Annotated in this window: 16 protein-coding genes; 10 read left to right on the forward strand and 6 right to left on the reverse strand. The window is 58.1% G+C overall.

All coding sequences use genetic code 11. The annotated features are described in order from the left end of the window. Position 1 precedes the first annotated feature (1 nt). Complete coding sequence (locus tag QWJ10_RS08720; RefSeq protein WP_010796390.1) at positions 2-361, forward strand: DOPA 4,5-dioxygenase family protein; 360 nt, start codon at positions 2-4, stop codon at positions 359-361. Positions 362-460: 99 nt separating this feature from the next. On the opposite strand, the gene QWJ10_RS08725 is transcribed toward QWJ10_RS08720, so the two are convergent. Further along, a complete protein-coding gene (locus QWJ10_RS08725; protein ID WP_177411886.1) occupies positions 461-967 on the reverse strand; it encodes an anti-virulence regulator CigR family protein in 507 nt (168 codons plus the stop codon). A 300-nt stretch (positions 968-1267) separates the two neighbouring features. Between QWJ10_RS08725 and pbpG the strand changes: the two genes are divergently transcribed. After that, positions 1268-2167, forward strand: a complete 900-nt coding sequence (pbpG, locus tag QWJ10_RS08730; RefSeq protein ID WP_258019740.1) for a D-alanyl-D-alanine endopeptidase — start codon at positions 1268-1270, stop codon at positions 2165-2167. Between the two features lie 181 nt (positions 2168-2348). Here pbpG and trpA read toward each other — a convergent pair whose 3' ends face one another. Both trpA and trpB read right to left on the reverse strand, forming a co-directional pair. Continuing rightward, positions 2349-3158 carry a tryptophan synthase subunit alpha gene (gene trpA, locus QWJ10_RS08735; protein ID WP_125888057.1) on the reverse strand — a complete coding sequence of 270 codons (810 nt, stop codon included), beginning with the start codon at positions 3156-3158 and terminating at the stop codon, positions 2349-2351. Then, the gene (gene trpB / locus QWJ10_RS08740) at positions 3155-4363 is read right to left on the reverse strand and encodes a tryptophan synthase subunit beta (RefSeq protein WP_010796386.1); all 1209 of its coding nucleotides are present in this window, start codon (positions 4361-4363) and stop codon (positions 3155-3157) included. The genes trpA and trpB overlap by 4 nt, the downstream gene beginning before the upstream one ends. Positions 4364-4462: 99 nt before the next feature. Between trpB and QWJ10_RS08745 the strand changes: the two genes are divergently transcribed. After that, positions 4463-5353, forward strand: coding sequence for a LysR family transcriptional regulator (locus QWJ10_RS08745; RefSeq protein ID WP_289925813.1), 891 nt, complete (start codon positions 4463-4465; stop codon positions 5351-5353). Positions 5354-5402: 49 nt separating this feature from the next. On the opposite strand, the gene QWJ10_RS08750 is transcribed toward QWJ10_RS08745, so the two are convergent. Further along, positions 5403-5723 (reverse strand): DUF883 family protein, encoded by a 321-nt coding sequence (locus QWJ10_RS08750; protein ID WP_125888055.1) that lies wholly within the window; start codon positions 5721-5723, stop codon positions 5403-5405. A gap of 179 nt (positions 5724-5902) precedes the next feature. On the opposite strand from QWJ10_RS08750, the gene QWJ10_RS08755 reads away from it, so the two are divergent. The 6 genes from QWJ10_RS08755 (at position 5903) to QWJ10_RS08780 (ending at position 10964) form a co-directional block, all read left to right on the forward strand. Then, positions 5903-6118, forward strand: a complete 216-nt coding sequence (locus QWJ10_RS08755) for a dodecin (protein WP_010796383.1) — start codon at positions 5903-5905, stop codon at positions 6116-6118. Between the two features lie 400 nt (positions 6119-6518). Next, positions 6519-7133, forward strand: a complete 615-nt coding sequence (locus tag QWJ10_RS08760; protein ID WP_019366510.1) for a LemA family protein — start codon at positions 6519-6521, stop codon at positions 7131-7133. Beyond that, complete coding sequence (locus tag QWJ10_RS08765; RefSeq protein WP_289925583.1) at positions 7130-7909, forward strand: TPM domain-containing protein; 780 nt, start codon at positions 7130-7132, stop codon at positions 7907-7909. The genes QWJ10_RS08760 and QWJ10_RS08765 overlap by 4 nt, the downstream gene beginning before the upstream one ends. 15 nt (positions 7910-7924) lie before the next feature. Continuing rightward, complete coding sequence (locus tag QWJ10_RS08770; protein WP_019366508.1) at positions 7925-8542, forward strand: TPM domain-containing protein; 618 nt, start codon at positions 7925-7927, stop codon at positions 8540-8542. Positions 8543-8601: 59 nt separating this feature from the next. Further along, positions 8602-9828 (forward strand): multidrug effflux MFS transporter, encoded by a 1227-nt coding sequence (locus tag QWJ10_RS08775; protein ID WP_289925585.1) that lies wholly within the window; start codon positions 8602-8604, stop codon positions 9826-9828. Between the two features lie 119 nt (positions 9829-9947). After that, positions 9948-10964: a MerR family transcriptional regulator gene (locus QWJ10_RS08780; RefSeq protein WP_289925588.1), complete on the forward strand. Its 1017-nt coding sequence runs from the start codon at positions 9948-9950 to the stop codon at positions 10962-10964. A 23-nt stretch (positions 10965-10987) separates the two neighbouring features. On the opposite strand, the gene QWJ10_RS08785 is transcribed toward QWJ10_RS08780, so the two are convergent. After that, positions 10988-11509 (reverse strand): hypothetical protein, encoded by a 522-nt coding sequence (locus tag QWJ10_RS08785; protein WP_289925590.1) that lies wholly within the window; start codon positions 11507-11509, stop codon positions 10988-10990. Between the two features lie 663 nt (positions 11510-12172). Here QWJ10_RS08785 and QWJ10_RS08790 point away from each other — a divergent pair. Then, positions 12173-12472, forward strand: a complete 300-nt coding sequence (locus tag QWJ10_RS08790; RefSeq protein WP_289925592.1) for a hypothetical protein — start codon at positions 12173-12175, stop codon at positions 12470-12472. 51 nt (positions 12473-12523) lie between these two features. On the opposite strand, the gene QWJ10_RS08795 is transcribed toward QWJ10_RS08790, so the two are convergent. After that, on the reverse strand, positions 12524-12817 hold the full coding sequence (locus QWJ10_RS08795) for a hypothetical protein (protein WP_122041192.1): 294 nt from the start codon (positions 12815-12817) through the stop codon (positions 12524-12526). Positions 12818-13326 lie beyond the last annotated feature (509 nt).

Here is a 13326-nt window from a genome sequence, read left to right on the forward strand (position 1 = left end):
CATGACAGCGGCTATCCAGGGCTACCACGCCCATGTCTATTTCGACGCCACGACACTGGAGCAGGCCAGGGCGCTGTGCGAAGAGGCCGCGCGCCGCTTTGCCGTGACGATGGGCCGGGTTCACCAGCGACCGGTCGGCCCTCACCCGGACTGGAGTTGTCAGCTGTCGTTTCGTCCAGAGGTATTTGCGGACGTGGTGCCCTGGCTGGCGCTCAACCGGAACGGGCTGGTGATCTTTCTTCATCCCGTGACCGGCCATGATCGTGCCGATCACCGCGACCATGCCTTATGGATGGGTGCGGTAAGGCCGCTTGACCTGTCCGTGCTACCCGAAGAACCCGTGCAATACGACTTTCAGTAAGCCCGTTATGACGCACTGTGCGGCACCACGGATTGCTTCAGTCTAGGCAAAGGCGCACTAACGCAGGGTTACTGCGCCACCACCCAAAGGATTGACCAATCAATCCAGCACGTTGTGCAGGACCTCATACACGATGCCGGTCGTGATAGCGATCAGCACCATGTCCGTGCCCAAGCGGCGCCATTCATAACCGTCATAGCGGGGCAGCTGCTTGGCGATGCCGGGTGGCAGCGGCTTGCCATAACCATGGGGTAGCGGCTTGCCCTTGGCGATCACCAGCCCCGGCGGAAGCGGTGAGCCGCGGCCGATCTCGCCCTTGTGGGCCCGTATGGTTTCACGTACCGGGCTGAAATCCTGCGGAGGTAACCGCTTGCCATGGCCCTGGCTGGCCTGCGGACCGCCATGTCCTTGATTGCCCTGGTTACCCTTCGACTGGGCAGAACCGCCTTTATGGTCCTGGCCATGCGGCATCTGCGCGCCCTGACCGTGTCCCTTGCCGCCGCCCTGCGGCCCATTCATTTGATCCGGCGGCGCAGCCAGCGCAAGTGGCGATCCCACACACAACGTAACGCATACGCTGGCGATGGCTTTTTTCATGCGATTCATGGTGGTCTCCCACATGGCGATCCAGAGGATCCTGATTCAAAACAACCCGTTACCTACGGTATGGGCTGTTTTCAGTCTATCGTCATCCGCGTCGTCAGAGCGCTATGTCAGCAAACCTTTACCTTCGCATCATGAAAAAACTTGGGTAAGGGGGTTCCATCGCCCGGGAGGGTGCCCTTTATACTGCCGCTGCGCCGGACTCAGGACCTGCCAGAGTGCCTTTCGAGACGCCAGACAGGTCGAGTCTGCTATTTACCTCTTCAGCCGGACGATATTCACGTGAAATATCTTTCTCTCGTATTGAGCGCTGTATTGATTGGGGGCAGCCTGGGGGCTGCAAATGTCAGTGCAGCCGAGGCCAAGGCCACTGTACCGATGCGGCAAGAACTGGCATCGGGCAGCGCCCTGCTGGTCGACATGCAAACGGGCCAGCCCTTGTATTCCAGCAACCCCGACGTCGTGGCTCCCATTGCGTCCGTGACCAAGCTTATGACCGCCATGGTGACTCTGGATGCCAAGCAACCCATGGATGAAATGCTGACCGTCAAGATTGACGATGTGCCGGAAATGCGTGGTGTGTATTCGCGTGTGCGTCTGGGCAGCGAGATCAGCCGTCATGACATGCTCTTACTGGCGCTGATGTCCTCGGAAAACCGTGCAGCCACCAGTCTGGCCGAGCATTACCCGGGCGGTGTAAAGGCCTTTGTGGCCGCCATGAACGCCAAGGCACGCGCCCTGGGCATGACCAATACCCACTATACCGAGCCGACAGGGCTGTCCCTGAATAACGTCTCGACCGCCCGTGACCTGGTCAAGCTGCTCCAGGCCACCCGCAATTACCCGCTGATTGGCCAGCTGAGCACCACGCAAGAGAAAACCGTGGCGTTCCGCAAGCCCAACTACACCCTGGGCTTCCACAACACCAATCACCTCGTGGGCAAGAGCGACTGGAATATTCAGGTCACCAAGACCGGCTTTACCAACGCAGCCGGCCATTGTCTGGTCATGCGTACGGTCATGAACAACCGTCCCGTAGCGTTTGTGGTACTGGATGCCTTTGGTAAATACACCCACATGGCTGACGCTAACCGTCTGCGTAAATGGATAGAGACCGGCAAGGTCACTCCAATTCCAGAGGTTGCCAAGGCTTACAAGCAGCAGCGCCATATGGCCGCTCGCCAGGCAGTCGCCGCTCAATAAGACGCGGTATGAGCGGGAATAATGGGTATCGCCAAGCTCAACCCATCCTGCAAAACAAAAGCCGCTGCAAATGCAGCGGCTTTTTTGTTTGAGGCGAGTGCGTTACGCGCAGTACCGGCAGGGTATTAACCCATAAGGTAGATTGAGCGAAGCGATATCCATCACTCAAGCCACTTATCTATCACCGCCTCGCGCTGCGTACCGCTTCCGCCAGACTGCCACACAGGCTCAATACACCCTCGACGGCCTCGGTGCTGCTTTGCGCCTTGGCGATCTGGTCGACCAAGGCGGAGCCCACTACCACCCCATCCGCCAGCTGAGCGACCACTCTGGCCTGCTCGGGCGTCCGGATACCAAAGCCTACGCACAACGGAAGCTGGGTGAACTGCCGCAGCCGCTCGACCGCATGCTCGATGTGCTCGGTCGTGGCCGAACCCGCCCCTGTCACACCCGCCACCGAGACGTAATATACAAAGCCTGAGCTGCTGTTCAGCACACGCGGCAGGCGGTTATTGTCTGTAGTAGGTGTCGTCAGGCGGATAAAGTCGATGCCTACTGCCTGAGCCGGGTCACACAGCTCGGCGTCGTGCTCGGGCGGCAGATCCACCACGATCAGGCCGTCTACACCGGCATCCCTGGCTTCGGTCAGGAAGCGTTCAACGCCATAACGGTGAATCGGATTGTAGTAACCCATCAGCACGAGCGGCGTTTCGGCTTCTTCCTGGCGAAATTCACGCACCATCTCCAGCGTTTTTGCCAGGGTCTGCCCATTCTTCAACGCACGCAGGGCCGCAGCCTGGATGGCCGGGCCATCCGCCATGGGATCGGTGAAGGGCATGCCCAGCTCGATCACATCGGCACCCGCCTTGGGCAGGCCCTTGAGGATTGCCAGCGACGTGGCATAGTCCGGATCACCCCCGGTGGTATAGGTCACGAGCGCGGCGCGGCCCTCTTGCTTCAGCTGGGCGAAACGGGTTTCCAGACGACTCATAGCTTGTCTCCCAGATGGCTCATCACGGTTTGCATGTCCTTATCGCCGCGGCCGGAGAGGCAGACGATCATGATGTGATCCTTGGGCAGCGTAGGCGCGCGCTTGTAGGCTTCAGCCAGAGCGTGAGCGGATTCCAGCGCCGGAATGATGCCCTCCAGGCGGCAGGTCTGGTGGAAAGCCGCCAGCGCCTCGTCGTCATTGATCGGCACATACTCAACGCGCTTCATGTCATGCAACCAGGCGTGCTCCGGACCAATGCCCGGATAGTCCAGGCCGGCGGAGATGGAATGCGCGTCGATGATCTGGCCGTCGTCGTCCTGTAGAAGAAACGTACGATTGCCATGCAGGACGCCAGGAACACCACCGTTCAGGCTGGCGGCGTGCTTGTCGGTACTGACACCGTGACCACCGGCTTCAACGCCAATGATCGCCACGTCCTTGTCATCCACGAATTCATGGAACAGCCCCATGGCGTTTGATCCACCGCCCACACAGGCGATCAGGCTGTCGGGTAGGCGACCTTCCTTTTCCAAAATCTGCGCCTTGGCCTCACGACCGATCACAGCCTGGAAATCACGAACCATGGCCGGGTAGGGGTGCGGACCGGCGACGGTGCCAATCAGGTAGAAGGTATCGGCGACATTGGTCACCCAGTCACGTAGTGCCTCGTTCATCGCATCCTTGAGTGTGCCTGTACCGGCAGTGACCGGGATCACCGTCGCTCCCAGGAGCTTCATGCGAAAGACGTTGGCCTGTTGCCGGTCGATATCGGTGGTGCCCATGTAGATCACACAGGGCAGGCCGAAGCGGGCCGCTACGGTGGCTGTGGCCACGCCGTGCATGCCGGCGCCAGTCTCCGCAATGATGCGGGTCTTGCCCATACGCTTGGCCAGGAGAATCTGGCCGATGCAGTTGTTGATCTTGTGCGCGCCGGTGTGGTTCAGCTCTTCGCGCTTCAGATAGATCTTGGCGCCACCAAAATGCTCGGTCAGGCGCTCGGCAAAATACAGCGGATTGGGGCGGCCAATGTAGTCGCGCTGGAAATAGGCCAGCTCATCCAGAAACGCCTGATCCTTCATCGCGGCGGTGTACTCCCGCTCGAGATCCAGAATCAGCGGCATCAGGGTTTCGGCCACATAGCGGCCACCAAATTGGCCGAACATGCCCTGAGCATCAGGGCCTTGGCTGTAGGTCATGTCTGTCATGGGAGAGCTCCCTGTGAATATGGTTTTACACTAACCGGTTGCTGGGCAGGAATAAATCGATAAGATCGCCTGTATCTGTCAGGAAAACTCACAGGTCGGATAATGAACGATCTTCCTCCTTTAAATGCTCTGCGTGCCTTTGAGGCAGCGGCACGCCTGGGCAGCGTCAGCAAGGCAGGAGCGGAGCTGTTCGTTACCCATGGCGCGGTAAGCCGTCAGATCCGTGCATTGGAGGAACAGCTGGGCGTGGTGCTGTTCGTCAGGGAAGGGCGGGGCCTTGCGCTAACCGAAGCGGGTCTTCGACTGCGGGACGCCAGTGCCGAAGCGTTCGAGCGGCTGCGCAGCGTCTGCGCCGATCTCAAACGCGGCGCCAGCGATGCCCCCTTTGTGCTGGGCTGTTCGGGCAGCCTTCTGGCTCGCTGGTTCATTCCGCGGCTGGATCGACTCAACCGTGAATTGCCTGAACTACGGCTGAGCCTGTCCACCAGCGAGGGCGAGCTCGATCCCCGCCGTCCCGGCCTCAACGCCACGCTCTTGTTTGCCGAGCCAACTGCACCGCCGGACATGCATGTACACGTGCTGGCCCCTGAATGTATCGGCCCGGTCGTCAGTCCTCGGTATGCCAATGCGTCCCTGTTTCAGAACGCACCACCTACGGCATTACTGGGCGAGCCACTATTACATACTGCTTCCCGTCCACAGGCCTGGCCTGCGTGGGCGCAACGCCATGGTCTGCCAGCTGACAGCCTGACGGCTGGCGCAGGCTTCGAGCACCTGTATTACCTATTGGAAGCAGCCGTGGCCGGGTTGGGCGTCGCCATTGCGCCTAAACCCCTGGTGGCTGGAGATCTGGCGGCAGGACGGCTGATAGCACCGTGGGGATTCGTTGAGACCGAAGCGGTTTTGGCATTATGGGTGCCGGGGCGGCTGGCGGATCAGCGGGCACAGCGGCTTGCACAGTGGCTGCGAGCAGCGCTGGCAGAAGACTAGGAAGGATCATCGCCGCCCGGCAAGGCGAGCGGCGAAAAAGGCGACATTATTATTCGTCGCGCAGCAGCCACCAGCCTGCCAGTACAGTCAGACCGGCCACCACGCCTACAGTAGCCCAAGGGTGCTTGCGCACACTTGTACCGGCTATTTTGCTGGCTTCTAGTGCTAGTACACGTGCTTCGTCATAAAAATCTTCCAGGCTCTCACCCGAGCGGTGCAGCGCGTGGCTGGTGTTGTCCTTGAACGACTTCAACGAATGACGGGACTCCGCCGAAGCACTGCGCTTCAAGGAGGAGAGAGAATCTTTCAGTGCCTGAATCTGGTCTTCAAGATTTTCAAGGGTTGCCTGATAGGAACTGTTACGAGCCATGGCGTGAACCTCCTGTTTCATTGGGTGTTCCGGGTCTGACTTCACCCGGCAGCGAAAGTGCGACACAAACTTGATCAACACTTGTACACACTGAACTAATCCACGTTTTGATGAGACTCATTAAACAAGCGGTTTTTTCCTTGGCCAGATGATTGGCCAACTACAACCAGGAGGTTTTCATGTCTGATCATCACACGTACAAGAAGCTGGAAATTGTCGGCTCCTCCACCACCAGCGTCGAAGATGCCATCAACAACGCCCTGGCGGAGACCAGCAAGTCCATCAAGAATATGGAGTGGTTTGAAGTCGCCGAAACGCGCGGTCATATTCAAGACGGTAAGGTAGCGCACTACCAGGTAACGCTAAAAATCGGTTTCCGTATCGAAAACAGCTGATCTGATAAAAAAGACCTCGCAGTGAACCAATAAGCGGCGAAACGCTCTATTGCTGCGAGAACTTCCCGGAGCTGCCCGGCAGGTGATAGCGCAGCGGCCTTTGCGCCGATCCGCTATCAACCCCCGCGCAGCTCCGTAATCCCATTCCTCTGCATTACCCCTCTCTTTATCCCATCTGCAACAAAACCCTAATACCTGTTCCGGGCAGTTCCGTCTGCCAGATAATGAGCCTCGCTCGCCTTACCTCAATGGGCAGTGGTTGCGACTTTCGTGGCAACAGCGGAGGCGATTGGCCTGAACTCTTGCGGGGTCGCGCTATCCGTATTTATACGCACGCTTCGTCATCACGAAGCCATGACTGCCACCCATATTCAGGTATACAAACGGAGAGTTACACGCAATGTACATGACCCAGGGACTACGCTTGAGCTGGAAGATTGCGGTCTTCGCCGTACTGGCTTCGCTCTTGAGCGGCTGCGGTATCAACACTATTCCTACCTACGACGAGCAGGTGAAGTCGGCTTGGGCGCAGGTGGAAAACCAGTATCAGCGCCGTGCCGATCTCATCCCGAATTTGGTTGAGACTGTAAAGGGTTACGCCAAGCAGGAGCAGGATACCCTCACCGCTGTGATCGAGGCCCGTGCCAAGGCGACCTCTATTCAGGTCGATGCCAGTACGCTTAACGATCCCCAGAAACTTCAACAGTTCGATCAGGCCCAGCAGCAGCTGAGCGGTGCCCTGAGCCGGTTGATGGTGGTGTCCGAGCGTTATCCGGATCTGAAATCCAACCAGAACTTCATGGCTCTGCAATCCCAGCTGGAAGGTACTGAAAACCGTATTGCTGTCGCCCGCCGGGATTTCATTGCCTCGGTCGAGCGCTATAACACCGAAATTCGCACCTTCCCGGGTAGCATCTGGCACAAGATCTTCTATAGCGACCTGCCGGTTCGCGAGAACTTCAAAGCCACGACGCCCAACGCTGATCAGGCACCCAAGGTCAACTTCAATCAATGATTGATCGCCCGGTGTTTCGCGCCTTTGCGCTGTGGATCCTGTTCTGGGCCTGTGCAGCGGTGGCACAGGCCCAGCAGGTTCCTGCCTTCCCACCCTTGACCGGCCGGGTCGTTGATCAGGCCGGAATGCTGGATGTCCAGACCAAGGCCCGGCTGGAGCAGATGCTCAAGGCCCATGAGCAGGCAACGAGCGAGCAGGTGGTAGTTGCTACCATTCCCAGCCTGCAAGGCCGCTCCATCGAGGAGTATGGCTATCAGCTCGGTCGCCATTGGGGGATCGGGCAGAAAGGCAAAGACAATGGTGCGTTACTTCTTGTCTCGCGTGACGACCGCAAGGTCCGAATCGAAGTCGGCTATGGTCTGGAAGATCGCCTGACGGATGCGCAGTCCTTCCTGATCATCAATCAGGTCATTGTTCCCGCGTTCCGGCAGGGTCAATTTGCTCAAGGCATTAACGAGGGGGCTAGCGCCATGCTCAAGGTACTGGGCGGCGATCCGCTGGCACGCCCGGCACAGGATGATACATATCACGACAGTGAAGATCGTCCTACCCCGATTCTGTTCATCGTCCTGTTTGTCATCATCCTGTTCATGATGAAAGGTGGCGGAGGCGGTCGTGGTGGACGTGGCGGGCGAGGCAATTCGGTGCTAACCGGCGCAATCCTTGGCAGTGTTCTCGGCGGTGGTGGCCGCTCGGGAGGCGGTGGCCTTGGAGGAGGTGGTTTTGGTGGGGGCGGCGGCAGCTTTGGCGGCGGCGGGGCTTCAGGTGATTGGTAAGGAGAGCGGACCTCTATGACATTACTCAACGAGCACGAGCAGCGACAGGTCGCTGAAGCCATCTCTCGCGTTGAACGCGATACCGATGCAGAGCTGGTCACGGTGCTGGCCGCACGGGCCGATGATTACACCTATATCCCGTTACTCTGGGCGAGCCTCATTGCATTGATCGTTCCAGGCGCAATCAATTACTACCCAGGTTGGTTGAGCCCCCATGAACTCCTGCTGGTCCAGTGGGGCACGTTAATTGTGCTGAGTCTGATCTTCCGTATTCCAGCCATCACGACGCGTCTGATTCCGCGCCAGGTGCGTTGCTGGCGCGCGTCCAACCTGGCACGCCGTCAGTTTCTCGAGCATAACCTTCACCACACGCAGGCGGAAACCGGCATGCTGATCTTTGTATCAGAAGCCGAACGCTATGTGGAAATTCTCGTAGACCGAGGTATTTCGCAAAAGCTGAGTGACGAAACCTGGCAGTCGATCATCGCAACCTTTACACAGCAGGTTCGTCGCGGCGAAACCTTGCAGGGCTTTCTGACCTGTATCGACGCATGCGGTGAGCACCTGAAGCAACACCTGCCGGCGACCCATACGCGTAACGAGCTACCGGACCGGCTGATCATCCTGCCCTGAGGGGTAGGCGTTTCCCTTGTTTGACGCGGGCCACTGTGGCCCGTGACAGGTTATTCCCCTTGCAAACGACCACCACCTCTATTCCTCGCTACCCCGTGATGGTGCTGATCCTCGGCGCCCTGGCCTGTATCGGCCCCATGTCGATTGATGCCTACCTGCCGGCCTTTGGCGCCATCGGCCGGGATTTTCAGCTGACACCTGAAAAGACCCAATTGACGCTCGGCCTGTATATGCTGGCGTTCGCATTCATGACGCTTCTGCATGGCACCCTGTCCGACTCGTTCGGCCGCCGGCGGGTCATTCTTTCGGCCCTGGCGGTGTACATTGCCGGCTCGCTGATCGCGGCGCTCGGCCCGAGCTTCGACTGGCTGCTGGCAGGCCGTGTCTGCCAGGGCCTGTCCGCTGGTGCAGGAATGGTGGTGGGACAGGCCATCGTGACGGACTGTTACAAGGGTCCGGTGGCCCAGAAAACCATGTCCTACATCATCATGGTCTTCAGCGTGTCCCCGGCCTTTGCGCCGATCATTGGCGGCTACCTGTCAGAACACACCGGTTGGCGCGGCGTATTCTTTTTCCTCGCGGCGCTTGCCGTTTTCAGCGCCTCGCTCTGCGCGTTCCTGATGCCCGAAACCCTGGCGCCAGAACGCAGACAAGCCTTCGATCTGAGCGTCCTGTCGCGCAATTACGGACGAGTCATGCGGGACGGGCAGTTCATGGCACGCGCCGTGGTCTTCGGCGCCCTGTTTGGCGGCTTCGCCTTCCTGATCGGCGCCGCCCCCGATTTTGTCACCCAGGTACTGGGGCTGGCCGAAACCGACTTTGGCTATCTGTTCATTCCCATCGTGATCGGATTGACAAGCGGGTCCTTTCTGGCAGCACGGCTTTCCTCACAATTGCCTTCCGGTCGACTGATCGGCTTTGCCTACGCCATGCTTGGCCTGAGCTGCCTGATCAACCTGACCTATACAGGTCTGGCTACCGACCTGAATGTCTATGCGGCCGTCATCCCGCACGGGCTGTTCGTCTTCGGCCTGTCGCTGGGCATTCCTACCATGACGCTACGCATCCTCGAGCGCGTACCGGAGCTGTCTGGTACCGCCGCGTCAGTCCTGGGGTTTGTCCAGATGATCTTCTTTTCCATCGTCAGCGGCTGGCTTGCACCGTTGGTGTACGGCAGCGCCTTCCGTCTGGCCGTGGCGCTGTCCATTGGAGTCGTGGTAAGTGGCTTGGGTTGGGTGCTGGTCACGCGTCTTTCCTCATCGGCCGAGCCCGCCTCAACGCGGTAATGTCTTTCCGGGCTGGCCATTTAAATAGTCAGCCCGCGTCTTTGTTCACAGCCCCCTTGACCCTATCGTAACGTGAGGCCTCAGGATCAATTCCGCACGTGGAAGAAAGGAGCAATTCGATGCTATTGAAAGTGGGCGAACTGGCTAAGCAGTCGGGTCTTACGATTCGGGCTCTTCACCATTACGACAGCATTGGCCTGCTCACACCCTCCGCGCGTTCCGATGCCGGCTACCGACTGTACAACCGGGCCGATATTGCCCGGCTGCACCAGATCCAGGCCCTGCGTGGCATGGGCCTGTCGCTGGCCGAGATCGGAGCCCTTCTGGCGCGGCCAGACGTTGCGCTCCTGACCATCACCGAGCAGCAGATCCGCCGGCTGGACCGACAGATTACTCAGCAAACCAATCTGCGTAATCGCCTGGCAGACCTGCATCGCCAACTCAGTGAAGGAGAGGAGCCTGACTTGGCCGATTGGTTGAAGACCCTGGAATTGATGACCATGTACGAACAGCATTTCGCCCCTGAAGACCTGAATGATCTGCCTTTCTACACTCCCGCCAACCAGCAGGCTTGGCGCGCACTGGTGCAGGAAGCCCATCAGCTCCTCCAACAAGGGCTCCCCCCTGAGTCCGTTCAAGCACAGTCGCTGGCACGGCGCTGGATGACGCTCCTGGAGTGCAATACATCAACCAACCCGGCCCTGGCCATACGGCTCAACGAGCTGTTCCGCCAGGAGGCCCCGCTACAGGAGCAGACGGGTGTCACCACCGAGATGACCCGCTTTATCCTGAAGGCCTTCACGGCCGGCAAGCTTGCGATCTATGAACGGTATCTCACACCCGAAGAGTTCGCCTTCATGCAGGCAAGCTATGGCGAGCAGGTCCCGAAATGGCTACCGCTTCTGGCCGATCTACGCCGCATTATGGATAACGGACTGCCTCCCCACTCTCCAGAGGCGCTGCAGCTGGCGCAACGCTGGACCGCATTGTTTACCGCCTATGCAGGCACAAATCCCGAGACCCACCATAAACTGCGTCAGGCCCATGCCTGCGAACCGCAGCTGGCTGAGGGCACCTGGATGACAGACGATATCCAGCGTTATCTCGGCCAGGCCATGGCAGCACTGCGCACCTAGCCCTGCAAGCCCTGATCCTGTGATCAGGGCTTGGCAAATGAGAGAGACAGCGAGGGCAGCTCCAGCGGAGGCTTGGTCAACCAGGCCTCCTCTTCCGCCTGGGTCGGCACGAACCGGCCTCCTGTCGCCTCTTGTGGCACCTGACCGGCCAAGGCGAAGGAACCCATGCCGAGCGTACAGGCCGAACTTGGATAGTGACTGGAAATGGCATAGTCATCCGTCAGGGCATGGGCGCTCATTGCACCGTTCTGCGCGAGCACGGCCTCGACTACGGCCTGCTGCTGATACTCGGTAAGCGTGACCGTCAGGACAGTCAAGTGCTCGGTAATGGCCTCGCGCGCGGGCTCATCATCGGCCAGGTCGAAAAGTGAACAGAAGAAATGGCTGATTCGTTCACCCAGCGAACCTGTGGAAGAACCTGCCGTCTCATTTCGAGAGGCTGAAAGTGAGATATGCCGACCGGCTACGCCTTTTGCGATCAACTCATGTCGGACATGCTCGGCTTCGCTTAGGCAGCCGAAGGCTGCTTTGAGAATGTGCTCCATCGCTACCACCCTTTTTAGTTATTGTGTTCACAGCCCGCTTAGCCGGGCCTGTCGCTAAAGGCAGACAGCGCCACCTGAAGGGAAAGGGCTCATCTGCCTGCCAAGGGATTCTGCAACAAGGTAAAAAGGGTTGGTGAGAGCATTTCGTCCGCCCGGCACATGCCGATGGGCAGCAATACGACTAGGACTGGACAGATCCAAAAGACCTCTCTGACGGGGTCACTTTGAGCCGCTGCGCTGGAGTGCCTCTACTGAAACCATTCCAGCGAAACCGCTTCGATGCGCAGGAAGAAGAAGGCTCGCTTCAGAGCGCGCCTGTAAGCGTTGAGTCACCTTATACATTTTTAGACGAAAGGCTATGCCAGCATATCCTGGCGACGGCAGGGACGGGCAATACCGTGACTGACGTTTTGAAGCAGGGCTGGTCCAGCCAAGGCAACAAGACGTAATAAGGCCAGAAACGATCGACAGTCCAGAGGGTCCTATCCGTTCGAAAACATAGTCCAGGCACTTGAGCTAACGGCCTGTGGCTTTAGCACAAACCCATGCTTATTTACATGAACCTGCTCACAGGTCTGCACGGCAGCTCCCCATTTTCTTCGGAGCGCGCGTAGGATTTCAGGATGCAGTTAACCTGCCTGACTGCTTGAAAAGGAATTCAGCATGAAATGCCCCCACTGCAAACAAAGCATCAGCGCCTTCCACGCTGCAGTTTTCGGTCCTCCTGAATCGGATGGAAGCCGATTATGTCCCGAATGCCGCAAACCCTTTACCTTGAAGCTCGATGTGTTCAGAGCCATCCCAGCAGCAGCCAGCGGTGCCGCGGCCGCCCTGTTGATTGCCTTCAGGATTCCCTATGTCGGCTTTCTTCTGGGTGCCTTCGTCCTGGTATTTTCGCTATATCTGACCTCGATGCGCCTGACCAAACCTGCATCGGCTGAAGAAGAGGCAGTTTCACCATGAGCGTCCGGCTGCCACATCAGGCGGGCAGCCCAGAAAGGAGAGGGGGGTACGTCAGGACTTAGGCATGCCTTCCAGCATGTACTTCTCAAGCTCGACCCGGCACGTAAGGCGGGTGCAGGCAAAAACTCGGTCATTCCAGTCGGCCAGTTCCGGATAGTCATTCTGTTCGAGCGTATCCAGAAAGCCCTTGAGGCGGTATGCCTCGCTTGCGCCAAGGCGCATCAAATCAAAGCCGTGACTGATCGCAACGATCTGCAGCAGCTCGCTGACTCGCTCACCCCAAAAGACATGCTGCTCTTTGGGTACAAAACGTCCAATACTGGACGCGGAGTGAAGATAGCTCATTCAGTGTTTCCTGAAGAATATTCATTCAAATCCCTTGTGTTGATAGCGTTAGCGCGAAAGCCGAATTTCCTGTGGCCTCTTTAGTAAGTCGACACAGTAAAAGGAAACTTTAGGATCACAATGTTTTTTGCTTAACCGATTCTCCCGTGTTCAGGAATGATTCAGATTTCCCTACAATACCGTGAATTAGTGCACACAAATATTTGGGTAACCTAATTGCCAATGCTTGACCTAGAGCCTTTTGCCATCATCGCATTTGTGTAAGTCATTAAAATGACCAGCGCTGTGCCGGTTAATTCTCCAAAGGCCGTATTGAAATGCTGAGATGGTCTACTTGCCTTACAACAGCGTACTAATACGGGTGCCGATCGATAAACGCACATATGAAGCGTTTTGTGTCCGATTATCGGACACAACCACCTTTTTCAAGGGATGCAATCGCATATGCTCGGTGCATGCGGCTTACCTCCTCGGCTGGTGCATGAGCAACAGCGAGACCCTTGAATGAG

Source organism: Pseudomonas sp. WAC2 (assembly GCF_030403525.1).
GTDB lineage: Bacteria > Pseudomonadota > Gammaproteobacteria > Pseudomonadales > Pseudomonadaceae > Chryseomonas > Chryseomonas luteola.

Excerpts from the sequence above, each read along its gene's own strand:
- QWJ10_RS08785 (WP_289925590.1), bottom strand. The coding sequence starts at position 11,509 with ATGGAGCACATTCTCAAAGCAGCCTTCGGCTGCCTAAGCGAAGCCGAG.
- QWJ10_RS08780 (WP_289925588.1), top strand. The coding sequence starts at position 9,948 with ATGCTATTGAAAGTGGGCGAACTGGCTAAGCAGTCGGGTCTTACGATT.
- QWJ10_RS08790 (WP_289925592.1), top strand. The coding sequence starts at position 12,173 with ATGAAATGCCCCCACTGCAAACAAAGCATCAGCGCCTTCCACGCTGCA.
- QWJ10_RS08725 (WP_177411886.1), bottom strand. The coding sequence starts at position 967 with ATGAATCGCATGAAAAAAGCCATCGCCAGCGTATGCGTTACGTTGTGT.
- QWJ10_RS08795 (WP_122041192.1), bottom strand. The coding sequence starts at position 12,817 with ATGAGCTATCTTCACTCCGCGTCCAGTATTGGACGTTTTGTACCCAAA.
- QWJ10_RS08755 (WP_010796383.1), top strand. The coding sequence starts at position 5,903 with ATGTCTGATCATCACACGTACAAGAAGCTGGAAATTGTCGGCTCCTCC.
- trpB (WP_010796386.1), bottom strand. The coding sequence starts at position 4,363 with ATGACAGACATGACCTACAGCCAAGGCCCTGATGCTCAGGGCATGTTC.
- QWJ10_RS08765 (WP_289925583.1), top strand. The coding sequence starts at position 7,130 with ATGATTGATCGCCCGGTGTTTCGCGCCTTTGCGCTGTGGATCCTGTTC.
- QWJ10_RS08720 (WP_010796390.1), top strand. The coding sequence starts at position 2 with ATGACAGCGGCTATCCAGGGCTACCACGCCCATGTCTATTTCGACGCC.
- trpA (WP_125888057.1), bottom strand. The coding sequence starts at position 3,158 with ATGAGTCGTCTGGAAACCCGTTTCGCCCAGCTGAAGCAAGAGGGCCGC.
- QWJ10_RS08760 (WP_019366510.1), top strand. The coding sequence starts at position 6,519 with ATGTACATGACCCAGGGACTACGCTTGAGCTGGAAGATTGCGGTCTTC.
- QWJ10_RS08750 (WP_125888055.1), bottom strand. The coding sequence starts at position 5,723 with ATGGCTCGTAACAGTTCCTATCAGGCAACCCTTGAAAATCTTGAAGAC.
- QWJ10_RS08770 (WP_019366508.1), top strand. The coding sequence starts at position 7,925 with ATGACATTACTCAACGAGCACGAGCAGCGACAGGTCGCTGAAGCCATC.